Annotated in this window: 19 protein-coding genes; 14 read left to right on the top strand and 5 right to left on the bottom strand. The window is 72.2% G+C overall.

Annotated elements, in window-relative coordinates:
• Positions 1 to 27 precede the first annotated feature (27 nt).
• A complete protein-coding gene (locus ACFPZ3_RS09195; protein ID WP_379513555.1) occupies positions 28 to 1,623 on the top strand; it encodes a phytoene desaturase family protein in 1,596 nt (531 codons plus the stop codon).
• Between the two features lie 374 nt (positions 1,624 to 1,997).
• On the opposite strand, the gene ACFPZ3_RS09190 is transcribed toward ACFPZ3_RS09195, so the two are convergent.
• Positions 1,998 to 3,242: a phytase gene (locus tag ACFPZ3_RS09190; protein ID WP_379513554.1), complete on the bottom strand. Its 1,245-nt coding sequence runs from the start codon at positions 3,240 to 3,242 to the stop codon at positions 1,998 to 2,000.
• Positions 3,243 to 3,359: 117 nt separating this feature from the next.
• Between ACFPZ3_RS09190 and ACFPZ3_RS09185 the strand changes: the two genes are divergently transcribed.
• The 9 genes from ACFPZ3_RS09185 to ACFPZ3_RS09145 all read left to right on the top strand — a co-directional run bounded on the left by ACFPZ3_RS09185 (position 3,360) and on the right by ACFPZ3_RS09145 (position 13,049).
• A complete protein-coding gene (locus ACFPZ3_RS09185; RefSeq protein ID WP_379513553.1) occupies positions 3,360 to 4,334 on the top strand; it encodes a sugar ABC transporter substrate-binding protein in 975 nt (324 codons plus the stop codon).
• Positions 4,335 to 4,351: 17 nt separating this feature from the next.
• A complete protein-coding gene (locus ACFPZ3_RS09180) occupies positions 4,352 to 5,374 on the top strand; it encodes an ABC transporter permease (RefSeq protein WP_379513610.1) in 1,023 nt (340 codons plus the stop codon).
• Positions 5,371 to 6,174 (top strand): ATP-binding cassette domain-containing protein, encoded by an 804-nt coding sequence (locus tag ACFPZ3_RS09175; RefSeq protein ID WP_379513552.1) that lies wholly within the window; start codon positions 5,371 to 5,373, stop codon positions 6,172 to 6,174. The genes ACFPZ3_RS09180 and ACFPZ3_RS09175 overlap by 4 nt, the downstream gene beginning before the upstream one ends.
• Positions 6,175 to 6,276: 102 nt before the next feature.
• Entirely contained in the window at positions 6,277 to 7,239 is a 963-nt protein-coding gene (locus tag ACFPZ3_RS09170) for an alpha/beta hydrolase (RefSeq protein WP_379513609.1), read from the top strand.
• Between the two features lie 227 nt (positions 7,240 to 7,466).
• A complete protein-coding gene (locus ACFPZ3_RS09165) occupies positions 7,467 to 8,774 on the top strand; it encodes an MFS transporter (protein WP_379513551.1) in 1,308 nt (435 codons plus the stop codon).
• Positions 8,771 to 9,712, top strand: coding sequence for a hypothetical protein (locus tag ACFPZ3_RS09160; protein WP_379513550.1), 942 nt, complete (start codon positions 8,771 to 8,773; stop codon positions 9,710 to 9,712). The genes ACFPZ3_RS09165 and ACFPZ3_RS09160 overlap by 4 nt, the downstream gene beginning before the upstream one ends.
• Positions 9,709 to 10,734 carry a DUF917 domain-containing protein gene (locus ACFPZ3_RS09155; protein WP_379513549.1) on the top strand — a complete coding sequence of 342 codons (1,026 nt, stop codon included), beginning with the start codon at positions 9,709 to 9,711 and terminating at the stop codon, positions 10,732 to 10,734. Before ACFPZ3_RS09160 ends, ACFPZ3_RS09155 begins: the two co-directional genes overlap by 4 nt.
• Entirely contained in the window at positions 10,731 to 12,179 is a 1,449-nt protein-coding gene (locus ACFPZ3_RS09150; RefSeq protein ID WP_379513548.1) for a PucR family transcriptional regulator, read from the top strand. The genes ACFPZ3_RS09155 and ACFPZ3_RS09150 overlap by 4 nt, the downstream gene beginning before the upstream one ends.
• A gap of 39 nt (positions 12,180 to 12,218) precedes the next feature.
• The gene (locus ACFPZ3_RS09145) at positions 12,219 to 13,049 is read left to right on the top strand and encodes a metallophosphoesterase family protein (protein WP_379513547.1); all 831 of its coding nucleotides are present in this window, start codon (positions 12,219 to 12,221) and stop codon (positions 13,047 to 13,049) included.
• Here ACFPZ3_RS09145 and ACFPZ3_RS09140 read toward each other — a convergent pair.
• Complete coding sequence (locus ACFPZ3_RS09140; RefSeq protein WP_379513546.1) at positions 13,046 to 13,795, bottom strand: SDR family oxidoreductase; 750 nt, start codon at positions 13,793 to 13,795, stop codon at positions 13,046 to 13,048. The genes ACFPZ3_RS09145 and ACFPZ3_RS09140 overlap by 4 nt on opposite strands.
• Before the next feature lie 51 nt (positions 13,796 to 13,846).
• Here ACFPZ3_RS09140 and ACFPZ3_RS09135 point away from each other — a divergent pair, with 51 nt between their 5' ends.
• Both ACFPZ3_RS09135 and ACFPZ3_RS09130 read left to right on the top strand, forming a co-directional pair.
• On the top strand, positions 13,847 to 14,377 hold the full coding sequence (locus ACFPZ3_RS09135) for a TetR/AcrR family transcriptional regulator (protein WP_379513545.1): 531 nt from the start codon (positions 13,847 to 13,849) through the stop codon (positions 14,375 to 14,377).
• 90 nt (positions 14,378 to 14,467) lie between these two features.
• The gene (locus ACFPZ3_RS09130) at positions 14,468 to 15,709 is read left to right on the top strand and encodes a polysaccharide deacetylase family protein (protein WP_379513544.1); all 1,242 of its coding nucleotides are present in this window, start codon (positions 14,468 to 14,470) and stop codon (positions 15,707 to 15,709) included.
• On the opposite strand, the gene ACFPZ3_RS09125 is transcribed toward ACFPZ3_RS09130, so the two are convergent.
• Together ACFPZ3_RS09125 and ACFPZ3_RS09120 are read right to left on the bottom strand one after the other, a co-directional pair.
• A complete protein-coding gene (locus tag ACFPZ3_RS09125; protein ID WP_379513543.1) occupies positions 15,676 to 16,716 on the bottom strand; it encodes a glycosyltransferase family 4 protein in 1,041 nt (346 codons plus the stop codon). The two genes, ACFPZ3_RS09130 and ACFPZ3_RS09125, sit on opposite strands and share 34 nt — an antisense overlap.
• Positions 16,713 to 19,415, bottom strand: coding sequence for a methyltransferase domain-containing protein (locus ACFPZ3_RS09120; protein ID WP_379513542.1), 2,703 nt, complete (start codon positions 19,413 to 19,415; stop codon positions 16,713 to 16,715). The genes ACFPZ3_RS09125 and ACFPZ3_RS09120 overlap by 4 nt, the downstream gene beginning before the upstream one ends.
• Before the next feature lie 91 nt (positions 19,416 to 19,506).
• Here ACFPZ3_RS09120 and ACFPZ3_RS09115 point away from each other — a divergent pair, with 91 nt between their 5' ends.
• On the top strand, positions 19,507 to 20,616 hold the full coding sequence (locus ACFPZ3_RS09115; RefSeq protein WP_379513541.1) for a D-glucuronyl C5-epimerase family protein: 1,110 nt from the start codon (positions 19,507 to 19,509) through the stop codon (positions 20,614 to 20,616).
• 39 nt (positions 20,617 to 20,655) lie between these two features.
• On the top strand, positions 20,656 to 21,675 hold the full coding sequence (locus ACFPZ3_RS09110) for an LCP family protein (RefSeq protein ID WP_379513540.1): 1,020 nt from the start codon (positions 20,656 to 20,658) through the stop codon (positions 21,673 to 21,675).
• A 22-nt stretch (positions 21,676 to 21,697) separates the two neighbouring features.
• On the opposite strand, the gene ACFPZ3_RS09105 is transcribed toward ACFPZ3_RS09110, so the two are convergent.
• The coding region (locus tag ACFPZ3_RS09105; protein ID WP_379513539.1) for a WD40 repeat domain-containing protein at positions 21,698 to 23,126 on the bottom strand (1,429 nt) is incomplete at its 5' end.

Genomic DNA, 23,126 nt, shown 5'->3' with positions numbered 1-23,126 from the left:
GGGATTCGCGGAACGGAGGAGCGCCTGATGGATGAAGTGGACGCCGTCGTCATCGGTTCTGGAATCAACGGTCTCGTCGCCGCGGCCGAACTGGCCAAGGCGGGCTGGGCGGTGGCCCTGGTCGAACGTAACCAGGACGTCGGCGGCTTCATCGCTACCGAGGAACGCACCCTCCCCGGCTACCTGCACGACACCTACTCCTCGTGGCACCCGCTCTTCGTGTCGGGCGGGGCCTACGCGAGTCTCGGCGAACTGCTGCATCGGCACGGCTTGGAGTACCGCAACACCGACGACTGGGTCGCGGCCAGCGTGGCCGACGACGGCTCGGTCACGCTGGCTCACCGGGACCCCGTCCGGACGGCCGCCGAATTCGCGCACGAGGCTGACAAGGACGCCTACCTGGACTGCCTGAACCGGCTCGGCCAGGCCACGGGACCGATTGGCGGGCTGCTCGGCGCCGAACTCCGTTCCCCCGCTCTGCTGCGGCACGCGGCGGGCCTCATGCGGTCAGGCGGCCGTACCGGGCTGGAGGGGTGGCTGCGCTCGGTGACCGCCAGCGGCCGGGGGTGGGCCCGCGAGCAGTTCCGCGGAGATGAGGTGGACCACCTGTATTCCCCGTGGCTGCTGCACGCCGGGCTGTCCCCCGACCATGCCTCAGGTGGCTTCATGCTGCCCCTCTTCGCTGCGACCTTGCACGGGTTCGGGCTGCCGGTGGTCGCCGGAGGCGCCGGGCGGTTCCTCAACGCCTTCCGATCGCTGTTCGACTCCCTCGCCGTCCAGGTCGAGACAGGCACGACGGTCGAGCGCGTGATCGTCAGCGGCGGTCGTGCCGCCGGGGTGACGGCCGGCGACCGCGTCATCCGTGCCCGGCGTGCTGTAATCGCCTCCGTGACCCCGACCGCCCTCTATGGCGCTCTTCTCCCTGAAGGATCGGTCGACTCCAGGTTCCGTGAGGAAGCGACACGCTTCCGGTACGGCCGGGCGGCTATGCAGATCCATGTCGCGCTGTCCGAGCCGATCGGCTGGCGGGACGAGCGCCTCAGCCGGGTACCGCTCATCCACCTGGCCGACGGCTCGGGCAGCATCGGCATCGCGTGCGCGGAGGCCGAGGCGGGCCTGCTGCCCAGGCGGCCCACGGTGGTCGTCGGCCAGCAGTACCTCCTCGACCCGGGCCGAGTGCCCGAAGGCACCGCAGCCCTCTGGCTGCAACTTCAGGAGGTGCCCTTCGCGCCCCGCGGGGACGCGGCCGGCGAGCTGGACACCTCCCGGGGCTGGACCCCCGAGCTGGCCAGGGGCTATGCCGACCGGGTCCTCGACCGCATCGCTCAGCATGCTCCCGACCTGCGCGACAAGGTCCTCGCCCTGGATGTCATCACCCCCGTCCAACTCACCGCTCACAACCCCAACGCGGTCAACGGCGACCCGTACGGTGGCGCAGGCGATCTCGACCAGAGCTACCTGTGGCGCCCCCTGCCCTCTTCAGGTCGGCACGCGACCGATGTCAGCGGGCTCTGGCACATCGGGGCCTCCACCCATCCCGGAGCCGGCCTGGGCGGCGGCTCGGGCCACATGGTCGCCACAGCCCTCACCAAACCACGCCGGTTCTTCACGCGCGCCCGCTGAGCCGAGCACGGGCCGGCCAGCCCCCGTCGCCACTTTCCCTCGTAGGCGAGGGCGCACCATGGGGGAAACTGTCGCCGGAGAGATGGTCCACCCATTCAGCGCATTGCAGGACCCACCGCACCTCATCGATCAGGCATTTCGAGCGACTGGCGTTCAAGGCCGGTTTTGCCGCCCATCCGGCTGCATGATCTCCGACACGGCGCTGCCACCCCTCGGTCTCCCACCCCTCCCGCGGAATTGCCCTGGATCGACCGCCTGACGAAGGATGGCAGCTCACGCCGATGGACCGTGCGAGCCCCGCACTTTGCCGGAAAAGCGTCGCCCCGCGATAGGCCGAACGATCGAGAATTCGCAGGTGAAACCCTCTCGGGGTGTTAGTCGAGGGCGTCCTTGACCATCCGCCAGTCCACGAACTTGAAGTTCGTGACCTCACGGTCGCCGTCCCCTGGTGTGTCCGCCCCATCGTGTACGACCATCAGCCCCTCAGGGAAGGCACGGCCGAGCGGGGCGCTGATGACCATGGCCCCGTCGCTGGACTCGGCCCCGTCCGCGCGTCGTCCCGGAGCCACCCGGAACTGGCCCACGTGCTCGCCGGAGCGGCGGTCGTAGGCGGCGAAGGTGTCGTCGCCCTGGCTGGAGGCCAGGAGGTAGCCGCGAGAGCCGTCCTCGTAGACCGTCAGGCCCTCCGCGTCGGCCGACAGGTGTTCGCCGCCGTAGCCGCGGTCCTGGCCTGGTACGCACTCCTCGGTGGCCGGGTCGTAGGTGTCCTGCCTGCCGTACTCCCTGACCTTGTCCATCAGCGCCGGGCGGCCGGTCAGGTCGGCGGGCAGGCGCCAGATGCCGACGTCCTCCTGGGCGGCGTACAGGGTGCCGCGGTCCGTGACCATGCCCTCGACCTGCGCCAGCTCGCCGGGCTCGCCGCAGGGGGTCCAGGTGGTGCCGTCGGGGAGGGGGAAGGTCGCGGGCAGGTCCAGGGTGCGGACGCGGCGGTAGGTGACCTTGCCGCCGGGGGCTGCGGCGAGTTGGAGGAGGCCGAGCGTGGTCCGGTGGCGGCGGCTGACGACGACGCTGGTGCCGCTGACGGCCAGCCCGTACGCGGTCTCCGCCTCGTCCACCTGCTCCTGCGTGGAGTTGAAGACGAACGGCACGGAGGCGTCGGTGACGTCGGTGAGGGGCGGTCGCCCGGCGGCGGCCTTGGCGGGGTCGATGGCGTAGACGCGGAGCTGGTCGCGGCCCCGGTCGGAGGCGACGGCGAGGTCGGCCTTGGCGCCGGTGGACAGGCGGAAGCCGTGGACGAGGTCGACGTTGTTGAGCCGTCCCGGCTCGTGGTCGGGGCCGGGCGGCGGTTGCGCGGGGATGTGCTGGAGCTGGGCGCCGGTCAGGGAGTAGGCGTACAGGCCGCCCTCCTTGGCGGTGGTGATCACGACGCTGGTGCCGGGGTGGGCAGGGTGCACCCAGATGGCCGGGTCGTCGCCGTTGGCGTGGCCGCCCGCGTCGTCGTCGTACAGGGGCGGCGTCTCGGCGGAGGCGGTGACCGTTCCGACGGAGGGGGCGCCGGTGAGGGGGGTGGCGAGCAGGAGCGCCGTGGTTAAGATCGCGCGCACAGGCATGAGCCGCATGGTCGTGGAGCATAGTGAACGTAGGGCGAACGTGTCGCGCATAAGTCAGCATGTCTATACAAACAGATGACATTGAGGTACAACCAGGGCGAGCCCGTTGGTCTTGGAGGTGTCCTTATGAGACGTACCCCGATCGTGCTGGTCCTGCTGGGCGCGCTGGCCGTCACCGGCTGCTCCTCCTCGGGGGGACAGAGCGCCCCGCCCGCCTCCTCCGCGACCGCCGCGGCAGGGGGCGGCGGCAGTTTCGCCGTCATCACCCATGGAGCGCCCGGCGACTCCTTCTGGGACGTGGTCAAGAATGGCGCCGAGGCTGCGGGCAAGCAGTACGGCGCGACCGTCACCTACCAGGGTGACGGCGACCCGGCCAAGCAGTCGCAGCTCATCGACCAGGCCGTCTCCGAGAAGGTGGACGGCATCGTGGTCTCCATGGCCAACCCCGACGCGCTGAAGGAGTCCATCGGCAAGGCCGTCGCGGCGAAGATCCCGGTCGTGACGATCAACTCCGGGGCCGACTCCTCCAAGGCGTTCGGCGCGATCACCCACGTTGGCCAGTCGGAGGACGTGGCCGGGCGCGGCGCGGGCGAGCAGCTCAAGGCGGCCGGCGTGACCAAGCTGCTGTGCGTGATCCACGAGGCCGGCAACGTCGGGCTCGACCAGCGCTGCAAGGGCGCCGAGCAGACGCTGGGCGGCACGGTCGAGCGGCTGCAGGTGGACGTGAGCAACCTGGCCGACGTCACCTCCAAGGTCGCCGCCAAGCTCCAGTCGGACAAGCAGGTCAACGGCGTGCTGGCGCTCAACCCGGCGATCGCGACGGCCGCCAGGGACGCGATCAAGGACGCGGGCTCGCAGGCGAAGCTGGCCACGTTCGACCTGTCGGCGGACGTGGTGACCGCGATCAACGACGGGGAGATCCTGTTCGCCGTGGACCAGCAGCAGTACCTGCAGGGCTACCTGCCGATCACGTTCCTCACCCTGTACAAGTCCAACCTCAACACCGTCGGCGGCGGCCTGCCGGTCAACACCGGGCCGGGGTTCGTGACCAAGGACAACGCCGCGCAGGTGGCCAAGCTCGCCGAGGCGGGGACGCGGTGACGCTGGCGCCCACCTCGATGTCGGACGAGCGGGTGGCGAGTGTCGGGCTGGCCCGCCGCCTGCTCATCAGGCCGGAGCTCGGCGCGGTGGTCGGGCTGGTGGCGGTGTTCGTGTTCTTCGGCGTCCAGTCGCCGGTGTTCCGCTCGCCGGACGGCATCGCCAACTGGCTCGACCCGGCCGCCACGCTCGGCATCATGGCGGTCGCGGTCGCGCTGCTGATGATCGGCGGGGAGTTCGACCTGTCGGCCGGTGTGCTGACCGGCACGAGCGGGCTGATCCTCGTGACACTGGCCACCCGGTACGGCCTGAACGTCTGGCTGGCGATGCTCGTCGGGCTCGTCGTGGCGCTGGCCGTGGGGCTCGCCAACGGGCTCGTCGTCACCAGGACCAGGCTGCCCAGCTTCATCGTGACGCTGGGCACGTTCCTGATGTTGCAGGGCATCAACCTCGGGGTGACCAAGGCCATCACCGGGACGGTGCAGGTCAGCGGGCTGCGCCGGGCCGAGGGGTTCGAGGTCGCGAACGCGGTGTTCGCCGGGACGATCGAGATCGGCGGCACCTCGTTCCGGGTGGCGATCCTGTGGTGGATCGTGGTGACCGCGGTGGCCACCTGGGTGCTGATGCGCTCCAAGGCCGGCAACTGGATCTTCGCGGTGGGCGGCAACGAGCAGGCCGCCCGCGCGGTGGGCGTGCCCGCCGCCCGTACGAAGATCACGTTGTTCATGACGACGGCGTTCGCCGCCTGGCTGGTCGGCTCGATCCTGGCGCTGCGCTACACCTCCGTACAGGCCAACATCGGCATCGGGCAGGAGTTCATCTACATCATCGCCGCCGTGATCGGCGGCTGCCTGCTCACCGGCGGGTACGGCTCCGCCATCGGAGCCGCCATCGGCGCGGTGATCTTCGGCATGGCCGACAAGGGCATCGTGTTCCTGGGCTGGGACGCCGACTGGTTCAAGTTCTTCCTCGGAGGGATGCTGCTGCTGGCGACGCTGGCCAACCGCCTGGTCAGGCGGTACGCCGAGGAGGTGAGACATTGACCCCGCAGACGAACGCGCAGACGACTCCGCGGACGGCCCCGCAGGCGATTCTGGAGACCAGGGGCATCGGCAAGACGTTCGGCTCGGTGCTGGCGCTGCGCGAGGTGTCGATGGGCGTGGCGGCCGGGCAGGTCACGTGCGTGCTCGGCGACAACGGCGCGGGCAAGTCCACGCTCATCAAGATCCTGTCGGGGGTGCACCAGCACGACACGGGCTCGTACCTGGTGGACGGCGAGGAGGTGCGCCTGTCCAGCCCCCGCGACGCGCTCGACCGCGGCATCGCCACCGTCTACCAGGACCTGGCGATGATCCCGCTCATGTCCGTCTGGCGGAACTTCTTCCTCGGCTCGGAGCCCCGCAAGGGCCTGGCCTTCGACGTGGGCAAGGCCAGGAGGGTGGCCCGCGAGGAGCTGCGCGCGATGGGCATCGACATCCGCGACGTGGACCAGCCCGTCGGCACGTTGTCGGGCGGCGAACGGCAGTCGGTGGCCATCGCCAGGGCGGTCTATTTCGGCGCCCGCGTCCTCATCCTCGACGAGCCCACCTCGGCGCTCGGCGTCAAGCAGGCGGGCGTGGTGCTGCGCTACATCGCCCGCGCCCGCGACCGGGGGCTCGGCGTCGTCTTCATCACCCACAACCCCCATCACGCCTACCCGGTGGGGGACCGGTTCCTGCTGCTCAACCGGGGCGCGAGCGTGGGGGAGTACGGCAAGGACGAGATCACCACGCAGGAGCTGACCACGCTCATGGCGGGCGGGGCGGAGCTGGAGGAGCTGGCGCACGAGCTCGGACGCGAGTGAGTTTGGCGGACATTTGACGGATCGGGGCGGTCGTCCCGACGGCTGAGCAGGCAGGAACATCTCGGCATGCACTGAGAGAGCCGGGGGACGACCATGACCACGATGATGAGCAAGCACGTCGTGCTGGAGAGGGCGGCGCAGGAGTTCGCCGACGCCAACGCCAAGCGGCCCTTCATCTACGAGTTGCCGCCCGAGCAGGGCCGCGAGGTGCTGGAGAAGCTCCAGTCGGACCCGAACGTGCCCAAGCCGGAGATCGACGAGGAATGGATCCAGGTGCAGGGCGGCCCGACCGGGGTGATCCCGGTGCGCATCGTCAAGCCCAAGGGCGCCACGGGCACGCTGCCGGTGATCTTCTACATCCACGGCGCCGGGTGGGTGTTCGGCTCCGCGCACACGCACGACCGTCTTGTGCGGGAGCTGGCCGTGCGCTGCGAGGCCGCCGTCGTCTTCCCCGAGTACGACCGCGCGCCCGAGGCCAGGTACCCCACCCAGATCGAGCAGAACTACGCCGCCGCCCAGTGGGTGATGGAGCACGGCCGGGAGAAGGGCCTCGACGCCTCCAGGATGGCGGTGAGCGGCGACTCCGTCGGCGGCAACATGGCGATCGTGCTGGCCATGATGGCCAAGGAGCACGGCGACGTGCGGCTGCTCGGCCAGGTGCTGTTCTACCCGGTCACCGACGCGAACTTCGACACCGAGTCGTACAAGCAGTTCGCCACCGGCTACTACCTCAACCGCGACGGCATGAAGTGGTTCTGGGACCAGTACACCGACGACCCCGCCCAGCGGGCAGAGCCGCACGCCTCGCCGCTGCGGGCCCCGGCCGAGGCGCTGCGCGGCCTGCCGCCCGCGCTGGTCATGAACGGCGAGGCGGACGTGCTGCGCGACGAGGGCGAGGCGTTCGCCGGGCGGCTGCGCGAGGCCGGCAACGACGTGACGGCGGTGCGGCTGGCCGGGATGGTGCACGACTTCGCGATGGTGGACCTGCTGCGCGACACGAACGCCAACAGGACGGCCATGGAGCTGGCCACCAGCACCTTGCGACGCTGGCTTCATACTAAGTAAAGGCGCCCGGCGTGGAGTTGTGGCCCGGACGGCCCCGGGGACCCTTATTACCTCACCGGCCAGCGGACCGCCCCGAGGCGGGCGGTCCGCTTCCGGGGTGGCCCGCAGGGCCGCTTCCGGGCGGTACGCACAGGGGAGCGGCCCGGTCAGGGCGCTCCGCACAGGTACGCCGCCACGGGACCGCCATAAGGTGCGGCCCAGATTCCGCCCCCCGCCGAGGAGCACCCATGACCGCCATCGACTCCCGGACGCTGCCGATCGGCGCCGCGTTCGACCGCATGCCGTTCACCCGCCGGCATGCCCTCATCGGGCTCGCGCTGTTCATCGCGTTCGTCATCGAGTCGTGGGAGCAGCTCGCCCTCGTCTACGTCTCGGGCGACCTGGGCGCGAAGCTGGGCATCGACGAGGCGGGCATCGGGATCGTGTTGTCGGCGGTCGCGTTCGGCATGATCCCGGGGGTGCTGGTGTGGGGGCCGGTGGCCGACCGGCTCGGGCGCAGGCCGACGGCGTTCTGGTCGTTGCTGGCGTACGGGATCATCGCGCTCGCCTCGGCGTTCGCCCCGAACGCGGCGGTGCTGGTGGCGCTGCGGGTGGCTTCGGGGCTGGCGCTGGCCGGCGTGTACACGATCACCTTCCCCTTCTTCCTCGAACTGCTGCCGACCCGGCAGCGCGGCCGGGCCGCCGTCTACCTGTCGATCGGGTGGCCGATCGGCATGCTGGCCGCGATCGGCGCGTCGGTGGGGCTGGGCGGCCTGGGCTGGCACGTGGTGGTGATCGCCAGCGCGGCGGCGGGGTTGTGGGCGTTCGCGATCAGGGCGTGGGTGCCGGAGTCGCCGTACTGGCTGGCGGCGCGCGGGCGGCAGGAGGAGGCACGGGCGGTGCTGCGCGCGCTGGGCAGCCCGGACGCCGACGCCACGTTCACGGTGGCGAGCCGGCGCGCGGGTCGGCCGCTGGATCTGTTCAGGGGCGGGCTGGCCAGGATCACCGTGGTCATGCTGGCGCTCAACTTCGTCTTCAACTGGGGGTACTGGGGGCTGCAAACCTGGCTGCCCACGCTGCTGCAGGATCGCGGCCTGACGTTGTCGGCCTCGCTCGGGTTCGCCGCGCTGAGCGCGCTGCTGATGATCCCCGGCTACGTGAGCGCGTCCCTGCTGACCGGCAGGTTCGGCCGCAAGAGGGTCTTCCTCGTGTACGTGGTGGCGGCGGTCCTGGGCGGCCTCTGGTTCGCCACCGCCTCCTCCATGACCGGCCTGTACCTGGGCAACTTCGTCCTGTCGTTCTTCAGCATGGGCGCGTGGGGCGTCTGGAACACCTGGAACGGCGAGTTCTACCCGACCGCCCTGCGCGGCACCGGCTATTCGTGGGCCACGGCGGCGCAGCTCGTGGCCACCACCGTGGCGCCGTCGGCGGTGGGCGCGCTGCTGGCGAACGCGACCGGCTTCACCGCGACCATGCTGATCATCAACGCGTTCATGGTGGCCACGGCGCTGCTGGCGGTGCCGCTGCCGGAGACCGAAGGGCGCGAGCTGGAGTGATTCTCGGCGTCGCCCTCGGGCAGGCCGCACCGGTGGTGGTGGCGGTCACGGACGACTCGTCCGGCGGCGCTCCGAGCTGGCCGGTGGCCCGCGCCGCCGCCCGTACGGCCGTGCGGGCCTGCGTGGCGGTGGACCTGTCCGGGGTGAGCACGGCTCCCGTGGCGGCCATCCGCGTGGGCGGCCCCTGCCCTGAGGCGCTGCGGCCGGTGGTCGGCTCCGGCGTGGCCACGATCGTGCGCGGCGGGCACAGCGTGACGGGGCGGCCGCTGGCGCCGCTGGACACCGAGGCGGTGCGGCGGTTCGCGGCCACGTGCGGGCTGGCCGACTTCGCGGTGACCGCGACGGGGTCGCCCATGTTGCCCGAGCATGAGCTGGAGGTGGCGGCCGTCATCGCGGCGGAGGCGCCGGGGGCGCGGATCACGTTGTCGTACGAGTTCGGGCAGCCCGGCCTGCGGGAGCGGGAGACGGACACGATCCGCAACGCGGCGCTCGGGCCGGAGGCGGGGCGGATCGCCGACGACGTGGCCAGGGAGTTGCCCGGGGTGCCCGCGTACTTCGCGCGGTCGGGGAGCGGGCTGGTGTCGGCGCATTATTTCCGGCGCTTTCCGCTGGTCTGCGACCTGGGGGCGGCGGCGAGCCTGGCCCGGGGGCGCGCGGCCGCCGCGGCGGAGGTCCCCGATGAGGTGGCGGCCGCGTTCGGGGCGGTGCTGGGGAGGCCGGAGGCGCAGGTGGAGCGGATCGTGCAGGCCCGGGGGCGGGCGGAGCTGGACCGGGTGCTCCAGGACGCCAGGGACGAGGCGCTCACCCGGGTGGTGAGCGCGGGCGCCGCGCCGGGGTCGGCGACGATCGAGGAGACGACGGTGAACCCGCTGTCGTACCTGCCGGACGGGCTCTATCGGGTACGCGTGACGGCGGGCGGTCTGCCGTGGGCCGGTTGATCGACCTCGACGGGCTCGGCCGGTTGTCGGCCGGGTCGCGGTTGTTCGCGACGGGGGCGGCGGAGTCGTCGTACAACCTGGCCTTCGACTGGGCCAGGTCGGTGGTCGGGCGGGGTGTCGAGCTGGTGACGGCAGGGGAGCTGCCGCCGGGCGCGCTCTGCGTGGCGGTCAGCCTGGTGGGCTCCACGACGGCGCTGGGCGAGCAGTTGCCGGCCGGGGACGAGCCCGAGCGGGCCGTGCGGGCGCTGGAGCGCAGGCTGGGGGAGCGGGCGCAGGCGGTGGTGGCGTTGAACCTGGCGGCGGAGAACGCGCTGGTCCCGCTGATCGCGGCGGCCGGGCTGGGGGTGCCGCTGGTGGACGGGGACGGTACGGGGCGGGTGTTCCCGCTGGTGGAGCAGACCACGTACATGCTGGGCGGGATGAGCCCGGCTCCGCTGGCGCTGGCGGGCGGGTCCGGGCAGCTGGTGCTGCTGGAGACGGCGGCCGACCGGGTGGAGGAGCTGCTGCGGCCCGTGGTGTTGTCGGTCGGCGGGTGGGCGGTGGCGGCGTGCTATCCGATGGCGGCCCGCGATCTGGCCGGGGTGCTGGTGGCGGGGACGGTGAGCCTTCTCATGCGCGCCGGCGAACCGGGGGCGCCACGGTCGGCCGCGGCCCCGTACGGGGTACGCACGCTGTGCAGGGGGCGGATCCTCGCTGTGGAGGGCAGCACGGGTCACGGCGCCGACCTGGCGCTGCCGTCGCTTCCGACGAGCATCGTGCTGCGGGAGCCGGAGGGGCTGCGGCGGCTGGTACGGCTGGAGGCGCACAACGAGGTCGTCCTGGCCCTGGCCGACGGGGCGGTGGTGGCGACGGTGCCGGACCTGATCTGCATGATCTCGACGGCCGATGGGCTGGTCGTGGACGTGGACAAGGCCGAGCCCGGCCTGGAGGTGGACATCATGGTGGTCAAGGCCGCACCGGTGTGGCACACGGAACGGGGACTGGCTCTGGGCGGTCCGCGCGCGTTCGGGATCCCGCTGTGAACCGCAGGGGTGTTCCAGGTCTCGCGGTGGGGCGGGAGGCGCCGGTCACGGTGGCCGAGCTGGTCAACGCGGGGCCGCTGGCCGGGGCGCGCATGTACGGCGCGGGCGAGAACCCCGTGCGCGGGGTGCGGATCGTGGACGAGCCGTCGGTGTTCGGGACGGTCGCGCCGCACACGGCGGTGGTGCTGACCGGTACGGCGGCCAGTGGCGGCTGGGCGGTGGAGATGGCCATGCGCCGGGCCTGGGAGCAGGCGGCGGCGTGTGTGATCGCGCCGTCGGGCGGGCTGAGCGAGGGTTCTGGGGAGGTGCTGGCGGAGCGGCTCGGCGTGACGCTGATCTTCGTGGATGAGGATCCGCTGGTCGTCGCGGTCCGGGTCGCCTCGGCCGCCGCCCGCCCTGATGCGGCCCGTACCCAGCTCGTCGCCCGCTGCGCCACCCGTCTGGCCGAGGCGGGGGCGTCGGCGCGGCGCGTGCTCGGGGTGCTGAACGCGGAGCTGCCCGGCACCTCGGTGGCCTTCCACGACCGGTACGGCCTGCACCTCGCGGGCCGCCGCGACGCCGCCGCCCCTGGCCGGGGCGGGCGGTGGACGGCCGAGGTGGTGGTGCCCGACCAGGAGGACGGGGTGCTGGGCACGCTGGTGGCGGCCGGATCGTCGCGTTCGCCTGGCTGGCCGTCGGTGGTGCGCACGGTGCTCGGCCTGGCGGTGGCGCCGATGATGGCCTGGGCGGCCCAGGAACGTCTGAGCGCCTCCCGCGACTTCGCCCTCCAGACCTCCCTGGCCGACCGCCTCCTCACGGACACTGAGGTGGAGGACGACAGGGTGATCGCCCTGGGATGGCCGGTCCGGGGATCGCTCACCGCCTACCACGTGTTGCCCCTGGCGGGGACGGGCGACGCCGCGCGGGCCCAGGCGCTGATCACCGCCGCGCTGGGCCAGGTCCCCGTGATGGAGAGAGGCGGCGGCTGGGGGGGATGGTCGGCGACGGCCCAGGACGAGCTGACGGAGAGCCTCCAGGGCTGCCTGAGGACGATGCCGTGGCCGTGCGCGGGAGGTGTGGGGGCGACGGTCGAAGGGCTGGACGCGGTGGGGGAGTCGTTGCTGGGGGCGCAGGCGGCGGCGTTCGTGGCGGGAAAGGGGACGGTGGCCAGGGCCGACCGGATGGGGCCCGCCGAGCTGCTGGGCGCTCTCCCCGCCGGTGCGCTGCGGGTCCCCGCGGCCGTCGTGCTGGATCCGCTGCTGAGGATCGACAGGGACGGCACGCTGCTGGAGACGCTGGCGGCGGTCCTGGAGGAGGGCGGCGCGCTGAAGGCGGCCGAGCGGCTGGGCGTGCACCGCAACACGATCACGACCCGCCTGGATCGCATCAAGTCGGCGGGGTTCGATCTCGACGACCCCGCCACCCGTCTGGCGCTCCAGCTCGCCTGTCACGTGATGCGGCGTTGATCGTGGCATGCTCGTAGACATCTGGAAAGGAGGCCCTCTTTGCACCGAAGGCTGCTGGCTGTCAGTGACCTGCACGTCGCCTACCCCGAGAACAGGGCCATCGTGGAAGCGCTGAAACCGGTCACCCCCGGAGACTGGCTGCTGGTGGCCGGCGACGTCGGGGAGAGGCTGGCGGACATCACGTGGGCGCTGCGCCTGCTGGCCGGCCGCTTCGAGCGGGTGGTCTGGGTGCCGGGCAACCACGAGTTGTGGACCAGGCCCGACGAACCGCTGGAGCTGCGGGGCGTGGAGCGCTATGAGCACCTGGTGAGCGTGTGCCGCGAGCTGGGCGTGCTCACGCCCGAGGACGACTATCCGTTATGGGAGGGAACGGGCGGCCCGGTGCGGATCGTCCCGCTCTTCCTCCTGTACGACTACACGTTCCTGCCCAAGGGCTATCCCACCAAGGAGAGCGCCCTGGCCTACGCCCACGAGACCGGCATCGTGTGCACCGACGAGTACATGCTGCATCCCGACCCGTACCCGACCCGCGACGCCTGGTGCCGCGCCCGGGTGGAGCTGACCGAGCGGCGGCTGGCGGAGCTGGACGACGGCGTGCCGCTGGTGTTCGTCAACCACTATCCCCTCGTCCGCGAGCCGACGGACATCCTGCGCTACCCCCAGTTCGCCCAGTGGTGCGGCACCACCGCCACGCGGGACTGGCATCGCCGCCACCCCACGGCGGCCATGATCTACGGCCACCTGCACATTCCCCGCGTCACCTGGCATGACGGGGTCCGCTTCGAGGAGGTCTCGCTCGGCTACCCCCGCGAGTGGCAGCCCCGCCCCGGCGATCGCAGCCTGCCGCGCGAGGTGCTGCCGCAGGACTAGAACGTCGTCGTCATGCCGCCGTCCACCGGAATGGTCTGCCCGGTGACGTAGGAGGACAGGTCGCCGGCCAGGAAGACCACCAGGCCGGCGATCTCCTCGGGCCTGCCCCAGCGTCCCAGCGCGGTACGCCGCCGCAACCACGCCCCCCACTCCGGGTCCGCCTCCAGCGCGGCGTTCACCTCGGTCGCGAACGTGCCGGGCGCGACCCCGTTCACGGTGATCCCGTGCCGCCCCAGGTCGGCGGCCAGCGACCTGGTCAGGCCGTCGAGCCCGGACTTGGCCACGCTGTAGCCGATGTCCCCGGCCCGGCCGAGGGTGCCCATGACGGAGGTGATGTTGATGATCCGGCCGGGCGCGCCGCGCCGTACGAGGTCGCCCGCGACCAGGCGGCTCAGCCCGAACGCCGAGACGAGGTCCACTTCGAGCAGGCGGGTCAGCTCCTCGGTCGTGAACTCCTCCATGCCGCGCCTGTCCCGCTGGCCCACGTTGTTGACCAGCACGTCCACGGGGCCGCCGCGCTCGCTCACCTCCTCCAGGGCCCGGGCGGCCGCGTCGAGGTCGGTGACGTCGAAGGCGGCGTACTCGGCCTCCAGTTCGCGCGCGAGTCCGGCCAGGCGGCCCGGGTCGCGGCCGTTGAGCACGACCCTGGCTCCGGCTCCCGCGAGCCCGCGGGCCATCTCCAGCCCGAGACCGCGCGCGGACCCGGTGACGAGGGCGGTGCGCCCTTTCAGCGAGAAACCATTCATGTCTTCCTCCCTACCACTGAAACACTCGTTTCAGTGTGAAAGGGTAGCGGGGTGCCGGATTCACGTCGATCCCAGCTCCTGACCGCCGCCTACGACTACGTCCTGGAGCACGGGTTGTCGGACATGTCGCTGCGGCCCCTGGCGAAGGCGACGGGGACGAGCCCCCGCGTGCTGCTGTACCTGTTCGGCTCGAAGGATGAGCTCGTGCGGGAGATCCTCGCGAAGGGGCGGGAGGAGCAGTTGCGGCTGGTGGCCGGCGTCGCCGCGGCCGGCGGCGGGTTCGAGGAGGTGGTGGCGCGGGTCTGGGCCTACGTGTCGGCGCCGGAGCAGCGGGCCACGATCCGGCTGTTCTTCGAGGCGTACGTGGCCTCGTTGCGTTCCGAGCCGGGGCCGTGGCGCGACTTCGCCCGCCGGTCGGTGCACGACTGGCTCACCCTGCTGATCGACGCCCAGCCCGGCGTGCCCCGGCAGCAGGCCGAGGCCCGCGCCACCCGCACACTCGCCCAGCTCCGGGGCCTGCTGCTGGACCTGCTGGCCTGCGACGAGCCGGACCGCCTGCCCGCCCCTGACCCCGCCTCGTAACTCCTGTCACCTCAGCGCCGATCCCCGTGATGGAGGGATGACGGTGCGCATGGGAAGATGTGCGCCGCCGGAGCGGGAGGAGCGTGGCAAGTGCGCGTTGTGGTGAGGGTGAGCGTGGCGGTCGCGATGGCCGTGCTGGCCGCGGGTTGCGGCGGATCGAGCGCTTCGCCCCCGTCGAGCGCCCCACCCCCGTCGAGTTCCCCGCCCGCCAAGGGCGCGGTGGTGTCGCTCACCTTCGACGACGGGCTGGAACGCCAGGAGCAGATGGTCAAGGAGCTCGCCGAACGCGGCCTGACCGGCACCTTCTACGTCCACAGCACCCGGGTCCAGGCCCCCGGCTACCTCACCCAGCCCACGCTCGCCCGGCTGGCGCAGGCGGGGAACGAGATCGGCGGCCACACCCGCACGCATGCCCGCCTGCCCGGGTTACACCCCGACGAGCAGCGCAGGGAGGTGTGCGGCGACCGGTCGGGGCTGGAGGCGCTGGGCTTCGCCCCGAGGTCGTTCGCCTTCCCCTTCCACGAGGTGAGCGCGGCGGCCGAGGCCGTGGTGAAGGAGTGCGGCTACAACAGCGGCCGGGGCAAGGCGGGCGTCGCCGCCGAGGAGCTGACCCCGGCCGACCCGTACGACCTCAACACCCCGCTGTCGATCGGCTCGCGCACCACGCTGCCCGAGGTCCAGCAGTACGTGCTCGCGGCCGAGCAGCGTGAGGGCTGGGCCATCCTCGTCTTCCACGACTACTGCGACGACTGCGGCACGCTGGGCGTCAAGCCGCGGATCTTCACCGCGTTCCTGGACTGGCTGAAGGGCCGCCCCGTCGCCGTCCGCAACGTCGGCGACGTCATCGGCGGCGGCGTGCGGCCCGTGCCGCCGCTCAAGCCCCCGTCGGTGGCGATCAACGGCTCGCTGGAGAACTACTTCGGCAAAGAGGGACTCCCCGACTGCTGGCAGCTCGACGGCAGGTCGGCCACGGCGACGTTCGGCCGGGTGGACGAACCGCGCACCGGGCGCTGGGCCGGCCGGATCAAGGTGACCGACGGCGACCCCGGGCGGCTCAGGCTGGCGGTCAGGCAGGACGACGGCGAGTGCGCGCCCAAGCCGGGCACCCTGTCGGTCTGGTACACCTCGACCGCGCCGGTCCGGTTCACCGTCAGCCGGCGCTCGGCGGGCGGGACGTGGTCGGGCTGGAGCGAGGGCCCCGTCCTGCCGGCCGCGTCCACCTGGCGGCAGGCCACCTGGACGCCGAAGGCCGCCGGAGCCGCGGGCATCAGCTTCGGGCTCGTGCTGGCCGGGCCGGGTCAGGCCACCTTCGACGACTTCGCGCTGCGCTGAAGCACGTTCGCGAAGGCGGCCAGCGCGTACTCGGTGTGCGTGCGCTCCCGTACGAGCGGGGCCGTGCTGAGCAGCGCGGCCCTGAACCCGGAGTCCGTCAGCGCGCGCCGCGCCCTGTTCGCCGCGTCCGCCCAGTCGCCCGGCGGGTAGAGCGCCTCCTCCGGGAGGATCTCCGGCAGCGCGCCCACGGCGGGCGCGATCACCGGGCACTCCCGCACCAGCGCCTCCGCGACCGACATGCCGAACGACTCGTCCGTCGTCGTCGAGACGGTCAGCCCGCCGTTCGCCGCGATGGCCGAGTAGAGGCCGGGCATCAGGTCGTAGTCGACCCGCGGCAACCAGCGGGCCGAGCCGAGCGCGCGAGAGGTGGCGAGCTTGGTGGTCAGGGCCTCCACCTCGCTCACCGGCGCGGTGTAGCCGCCCACGAGCAGCGGCGTGACGCCGGGCTGGGCGGCCGCGATCCGGTCGAGCAGGTCGGCGGCGGCCCGCCAGCGCTTGTGCCCGTCGAGCTTGCCGATCCAGGCCACGGGGGTGGTCTCGAGGGTGGGCGGCACGGTGTCGGCGTACCAGCGCTCGTCCAGGCAGTTGGGCACCACGCTGATCGGGGACAGCCCCAGCGCCCCCAGCTTGGCCCGCATGTACTCGCTCACGGTCACGATGTGGTCCGGCTCGACCGCCAGCTCGCCCAGGTACGACAGGTTGGCCGTGGTCGTGTGCACCTCGAGGATCAGCGACCCGGGGGAGCCCGCGCGCTGCCAGGCCGTCAGGAAGCCGGGGCTGTCGATCACGACGACGACGTCCGGCGCCGCGTCCCTGATGGCGGCCTCGCGGGCCTCGTCGGTGGCCGTCACCCGGGCCACGCCCGGCGGGAAGTGGGCGACCATGCCGTGGTCGGACTCGTACAACACGCCGATCTCGAACTCGGCCGAGAAGTGCGTGTAGCGGTTGAGCAACTGCGTGGACACGCCGCCGATCACGCCGTACCGGTAGCAGAACAGCACCTTCATCGGCACTCCAGCAGCGTCAGCAGCCCCTCGCGGCCCTTGCGCAGGACCCGCTCGGCCATCTCCGAGTACGCCTCCACCCGGCACTCCCAGGTGTTGCCCGCCAGCCAGGGCCCGACCTCGGCGAGGTCGAGGGCCGAGCCGGCGACCTCGGGGATGGCGGCCACGAACTCCGCCGCCGACTCGGTCACCCGGACCCCCGGATAGTCGGCGCACTGCGGGAAGTAGGTCGTCAGCACCGGCAGGCCGAGGTGCAGATACTCATACACCTTGATCGGGTCCACCGCGTCGGCCAGCGCGCCGTTCTTGAACGGGATCAGCGCCAGCGCCCAGCCCGCGCTGTGCTCGGCCAGCTCGCGGTGTTCGAGCAGGCCGAGCAGGCGCACGTTCGGCGGCAGCTTGAGGTCCGGGTTCTGGTGCCCGGCCAGCTCGAAGGTGCGCTCCGGGTGGGCGCGGGCGGCGCGGATCAGCAGGTCCCAGTCGAACCACTTGTCGGTCAGGTGCCCGAAGTAGCCGATCGTGGTGGCGTCGGCCCGGCGCGGTGCCGTGGGGGAGGGGAAGGCCGGGTCGAGGGCGTTGGCGTTGACGCTCACCCTGCGCCCGCCCAGCGTCTCCATCTTCCTGGCCAGCGGCGCGGAGACCGCGGTGACCACATCGGCGTGCGCGACGAGATAGCGCTCGTAGCCGGGGTGGTACCACTTCGCCATGCCGATCTTGGCGAACTCCTCCCAGTCGTCGCGGGCGTCGTAGATCGTCACCCAGCCCTGCGCGGCGGCGTGGGTCAGCGTGCGCACCATCGTCTCGTGCGGGAACGAGGCGAACAACATCTTCCGCTTGCCGCCGAAGTCCGCGGCCAGCACCTCGTCCAGCAGCCGCGGCGTGATGTCGATCGGGCTCTGGAACAGCAGCGGGTCCGGGTGCGACGGCAGCGGGTCGGTGGCGCGCCAGCGGTAGTAGTTGAAGAAGACCGGGCACTCGCGGTCGAGGTAGACGCGGGTGAGCCGGATGGGCCGGTTGCCCCGGGCCTCCTGCACGAAGGTGGTGCCCGAGAACATCAGCACCACCTCGTCGCCGGGGGCCGCCCTGGCCCGGTCGATCCACTCGGCCAGCCTCGCCCTGAAGTCCTCCAGCGGCGCCGGGGCCGTCGGCGCGGGGGCCGATGGCTTGATCATCACGGAGACGGCCGGCGGGATCGCCGCGGGCGGGGCGGCGGGCGGCGCGGGGTCGGGGCGGCCGGGATGGCGTAGCTGCCGGTAGACCGACAACATGCGCCACGCCTTCGAGGAGCGGATCCGGGTGACCTGCTCGCGGTAGTCCGACAGCCGGCCGGTCACCGTCTCCAGCTTGGCCTGCAGCCGCTCGTTGTCCTGCCGGAGCTTGGCCTCGTTGCCGGTGAGCTTGTTCATGCGCTGCTCGGTGAGCGAGTGGCGGTGCCGTTCGCCGTTGTAGACCGTACGGAGCCGGGCCAGGGCCGCCCGGTCGGACTGGAGCTCCTCCTCCAGCCCGGTGATGCGTTCGCGCAGGCCGAGCAGCTCCCGCGCGCGCTCGGCCCCGGCCGCCCGCAGGCTCTCGCCGTGGGCGCTCTCCGTCGTGCGCAGCTCCTCGGCCTGGGCCCTGACGATGGCCCGCAGCTCGTCGCGCTGCGCGGTCACGGTCTCGGCGCTCTCGCGCAGCGCCTCCAGACCGGAGGTCAGCCCCTGTACCGACTCCAGCAGCCGGCTCCGCTCGGCCTGACCGGCCTCGGCCGCCTCGCGCAGCAGGCCGATCTCGCCGCGCGCCGCTCCCAGGTCGGCACGGAGCCGGTCGCGCTCCTCGCGCAGCGCGTCCCGCTCCGCGGCCATGTCAGCGGCCCTGTCGTTTGCCCTGTCGTTTGCTCTGTCGTCTGCTCTGCCGGCGGACAGGCCGGCGGACAGATCGCGGACGGTGTCCTGGAGCTCCGAGAGCCGGTCGAGGACCGCTTCCCCGTCTCCGGTGCGCGCCTTCAGCTCGGCGTTGGTGGCGGTGACCTCGCGGTAGAGCTGGTTGGCCCGCGACAGCTTGTCGCGCAGGTCCTGTAAGCGGCGCTCCAGGTACTCCTCGCGCCCGAGGAAGTCGGCCTCCTCCGGGCTGAGCAGGAACGCGGGCACACCCTTCGGCGTCTTCCTGCGTACGGCGACCGCGGCGATGTGCCGATCCAGCACGGTCAGCTCGCGGACGTCGAACAGGGGGGCGAGCAGGCGGCGGAACCCGGCGCGGTAGAAGGTGCGGCGGTGGTCGTGGTGCGGCATCAGCCCGTGGGGCACCGAGATGAGCAGCGTCCCACCGGGCGCGAGCACCCGGTGCAGCTCGCCCAGCACCGCCGCGGGCTCCGCCACGTGTTCGAGCAGTTCCCCGGCGACGGCCGCGTCGAAGCAGCCGTCGAGGAAGCCGAGGCGCTCACCGTCGCCGCGCACGAAGGCCAGCCTGGCGGCCTCGTCGGGGGGCAGTTCCGCGGCCTGCCGCGCGGCGAACGCGACGGCCTCCTCCTCGACGTCGACGCCGGTCACGCGGTCGCCGCGGCGGGCGGCGAGGATGGACAGGGTCCCCTGGGAGCAGCCCAGGTCGAGGATCCGTCCCGAAGGGAGGTGATCCAAGATCCAGTGCAGCCGGTTCCTGGTCAGCGCCTGGGTTTCGGGATCGACATCGATCCCGTTATAGGCAAAATGGACGCGATCGTGGTTCATGTTGGGCAGGGACCCCTGGGGATGATCAGTGAGGGCCCGACACTACCATTTCTGTAAATAGCCGTTAAAGGCGGTAAGCAAGGTGCGTTTGTTGCATAAGTTCATCATCCCGGCGATCGCCCTGTTCACGGTGGCCGCCTGCACCTCGCCGGAGCCCCCCGCCGCACGGCGCCCCTCCGGGGGCGCCGCCATCCAGGCGCCCCTCGGCCTGTTCGAGGAGACCGTCCCGGGCCTGCGCCTGAACGACAAACTGTACGTGCCGCTCGACGCGCTGTCGGAACGCCTCGGGCTGACCGTCTCCACCGGCTCGGACGGCGTGGCCAGGGCCGAGTACTTCGAGGACGACACCCCGCTGATCGACAAGCACGACCCGCGCGGCCCCTGGCTGCACTTCGCGAACGTGGACGTCACCACCTGGCGGCGAATCTCCATCGGCTCCGACGGCATCCCGGCCAGCACGTACGACTTCGGCACCTTCCAGTACCCGGTCGAGGTCGTCCAGTACGGCATGGAGAACTACAGCAAGTGGGTGGCCACGGGCGACGAGAAGTACCGGCCCAAGGCCGAGACCGTGGCCCGCTGGCTGCTGGAGCACCAGGACGCCAAGGGCGGCTGGCCGGTGCCGTTCGCCTACTCCTACCGCGAGGGGCTCGCGGGCGAACTGCCCGCCGGCTGGTACTCGGGCATGGCGCAGGGCATCGGCGCGGCCTTCCTGGCCAAGATGTACGACAAGACCAAGGAGTCCCGGTACGGCAAGGCCGCCCTGGAGGCGCTGCGCCCCCTGCGCACCGAGGTGGCGGACGGCGGCGTGCTGCGCAGGTTCGAGGGCCGCCTCGACTTCTACGAGGAGTACCCCACCCCGACCCCCACCCACGTGCTCAACGGCTACCTGTTCGCCCTGATCGGCGTGTACGACGTCGGCGAGCTGATGGACGACAAGACGGCCAGGGAGATGTTCCAGCGCGGCCTCAAGACCCTGGACCGGATGTTGCCCCTGTACGACCTGTCGTACCGGACCAGCTACGACCTGCTCCACTACACGCGCACCCCGGCGACCGCGCCCAACCCGGCCCGCTGGGACTACCACTCGCTGCACGTCACCCAGTTGTCCGCGCTGGACGCGATCACCGGCGGCCGCTACGACGCGATCGAGCAGCGCTGGCTCGGCTACCTCGGCGGCAAGGCGCTTCCCGGCAATTAGCTATAAAGTCACGTGACCGATCTTGGGAGGTTTCGAGGGATGCGCCGTTTACGACGTGTGCTGTGGATCTCCCTGGCCGCCCTGGTGCTCCTGGGCGGGTTCGGCGCCGGCGGGCTCTACTTCTACCAGGCCAGCCTCGACGGCGACATCGTCCGCGCGCCCGCCGCCCTGCCCACCTCGGCGGAGGAGGAGAAGAAGCGCCCGCAGCCGAAGCCGGGCCTGGGCGAGACCTGGCTGCTCGTGGGCACCGACCGCAGGGCCGAGGACGCCACCACGGGCAAGGCCGCCAAGGGCGAGCTGTGGCAGCCCGGTCAGCAGCGCACCGACACGATCATGCTGGCCCACCTGTCCGGCGACGGCGGGCACGCCGCCGTCGTGTCCATCCCCAGGGACTCCTGGGTGAGCATCCCCGGCCGGGGCAAAGCCAAGATCAACGCGGCGTTCTCATGGGGCGGCCCCGCGCTGCTGGTCAAGACCATCGAGACGCTCACCGGCGTGCGCGTCGACCACTACGCGGCGATCGACTTCAAGGGGTTCGCCACGGCCGTGGACGCGGTGGACGGGGTGGACGTCGAGGTGGCGGACACCGTGCGCGACACCAACAGCAGCGTCACCTGGACGGCGGGCCGCCACCACCTCAACGGCGAGCAGGCGCTGCTCTTCGTGCGGCAGCGCTACAACCTGCCCGGCGGGGACTTCGGGCGGATCAAGCGCCAGCAGGCGCTGCTCAAGGCGCTGTCCGACCGGGTGCTGAGCGCCGGCACCCTGACCAACCCCGCCAAGGTGGACGGGCTGCTGCGCGCGATCACCAAGTCGATCACCGTGGACGACGGCGTGACGGCCGGCCTGCTCAGGAGCCGCCTGGCCGATCTGGCGGGGCTGGACGACTCCGGCTTCCTGACGATGCCGACCCGCGGCACCGGCATGGAGGGCGAGCAGAGCGTCGTCTACCTCGACGACCGCAAGACCCGCGCGCTGAGCGAGGCGATCAGGACCGACCGGGCCCGCCAGTACATCGAGAAGGCCGGCACGGCCAACGCGGTGGATGAGGTCTCGTAGTCACCCTTCCGCGCCTGGAGTGTCACTCTTCTGCGACGCTCCAGGCGCGTACGGTCCAGTCCATGCCGCCCGAGACCGCGGCGGTCGTGCCGCCGACCTGCCCGGTGGCCAGCGCGTACACCGGTCCTGCGTGGCCCGTGATCGGCCTGCCGACCGCTCCCCCGGTGCGCAGGCTCCACACGCGCAACGACCGGTCGTCACCCGCCGACACCACCCGGTCGCCGGCCACGGACAGAGCCCGCACCCAGTCGGTGTGACCGGCCATCGGGGCGCCGACGGCCGTGCCGGTGATCAGGTCCCAGCGGCGCAGCGTACGGTCCTCGCCCGCCGACACCGCGACGGGCCGCCCGTCCACCACGCCCGTGGCCACCGCGAGCACGACGCCTTGGTGACCGGTCAGCGGCTCCCCGATCGGGGTGCCGTCGGCCACGTCCCAGATCCGCAGCTCGTGGTCCTCGCTCGCGGAGACCACCACGTCGCGCCCGTTGACGACCGCCGGGGCCAGCGCCCTGATCGGCTCGCGATGCGCGGACACGGGCGGCCCGGCGGGATCGCCCGTCGCGGCGTTCCACCGGTACAGGCGCCCGTCCGCGCCTCCGGAGACGATGACGCCGCCCGCGATCGTGACGGCGTTGACGCTGCCGCGATGCCCGGACAGCGGCTTGCCCAGCGCCGCGCCGGTGTCCAGCCGCCACATCCGCAGGCCGCCCTCCGCGTCGCCGCTGACGGCCACCGGCTGCCCGGCCACGGTGCCGGTGGCGATCGCCGTGACCTGCCCGGTGTGCCCGAGCAGCGGCGTGCCGATGGCCCGGCCCGTCGCCGGGTCGGACATCCTGACCGTCTTGTCCACCCCGCCGGAGACGGCCACCGTCCGGCCCTTCACGGTGGCCAGCGCGACCGCCTTGACCCCGCCGGCGTGCCCGGGGTTGCCGGGGGCGAAGGGACCGGCGCTCCACTTGGCCAGGTCCCACGTGCGCACGGACTTGTCCGCGCCGCCGGAGAAGGCCAGCGGCGCGCCGTTCACCACGGCCGCCGTGACGGTCGTGACGAACCCCGTGTGCCCGGTCAGCGGAGTGCCCACCGGCCGGCCCGCGCTGTCCCAGCCGCGGATGACGCCGTCGCGGCCCGCGCCCAGCACCGTCCAGGACGCGCCCGTCTGGATCGTCGCGAGCGAGATCACGACGTCGGGCAGGTCCTGGACCACGCTCACCTTGTCGGAGCCGAGCTCCCAGATCCGCACGGTCCTGTCGTCGCCGGCGGAGACGATCGCGCCGGGCGTGACGGCCAGCGCGCGCACCCAGTCGGTGTGCCCGGCCCGGGGCGGCCCCTGCTTGCCGGTCGTCAGGTCCCAGGACCGCAGCACCCGGTCCTTGCCCGCGCTCACCGCGACGGGCTTGCCGCCGACGGTGGTGGTGGCGACGGCGAGGACGGCGCCGGTGTGTCCGGTGAGG

It is taken from the genome of Nonomuraea insulae (genome assembly GCF_042656245.1).
The sequence above is the reverse complement of the archived record's forward strand: the minus strand, read 5'-3'. Positions and strand labels throughout refer to the sequence as shown.

What these genes read in the sequence shown, in the direction of transcription:
- ACFPZ3_RS09110 (WP_379513540.1), top strand. Translation starts at nt 20,656, where the DNA reads ATGCGCCGTTTACGACGTGTGCTGTGGATCTCCCTGGCCGCCCTGGTG.
- ACFPZ3_RS09125 (WP_379513543.1), bottom strand. Translation starts at nt 16,716, where the DNA reads ATGAAGGTGCTGTTCTGCTACCGGTACGGCGTGATCGGCGGCGTGTCC.
- ACFPZ3_RS09180 (WP_379513610.1), top strand. Translation starts at nt 4,352, where the DNA reads ATGTCGGACGAGCGGGTGGCGAGTGTCGGGCTGGCCCGCCGCCTGCTC.
- ACFPZ3_RS09140 (WP_379513546.1), bottom strand. Translation starts at nt 13,795, where the DNA reads ATGAATGGTTTCTCGCTGAAAGGGCGCACCGCCCTCGTCACCGGGTCC.
- ACFPZ3_RS09185 (WP_379513553.1), top strand. Translation starts at nt 3,360, where the DNA reads ATGAGACGTACCCCGATCGTGCTGGTCCTGCTGGGCGCGCTGGCCGTC.
- ACFPZ3_RS09195 (WP_379513555.1), top strand. Translation starts at nt 28, where the DNA reads ATGGATGAAGTGGACGCCGTCGTCATCGGTTCTGGAATCAACGGTCTC.
- ACFPZ3_RS09170 (WP_379513609.1), top strand. Translation starts at nt 6,277, where the DNA reads ATGATGAGCAAGCACGTCGTGCTGGAGAGGGCGGCGCAGGAGTTCGCC.
- ACFPZ3_RS09165 (WP_379513551.1), top strand. Translation starts at nt 7,467, where the DNA reads ATGACCGCCATCGACTCCCGGACGCTGCCGATCGGCGCCGCGTTCGAC.
- ACFPZ3_RS09190 (WP_379513554.1), bottom strand. Translation starts at nt 3,242, where the DNA reads ATGCGGCTCATGCCTGTGCGCGCGATCTTAACCACGGCGCTCCTGCTC.
- ACFPZ3_RS09120 (WP_379513542.1), bottom strand. Translation starts at nt 19,415, where the DNA reads ATGAACCACGATCGCGTCCATTTTGCCTATAACGGGATCGATGTCGAT.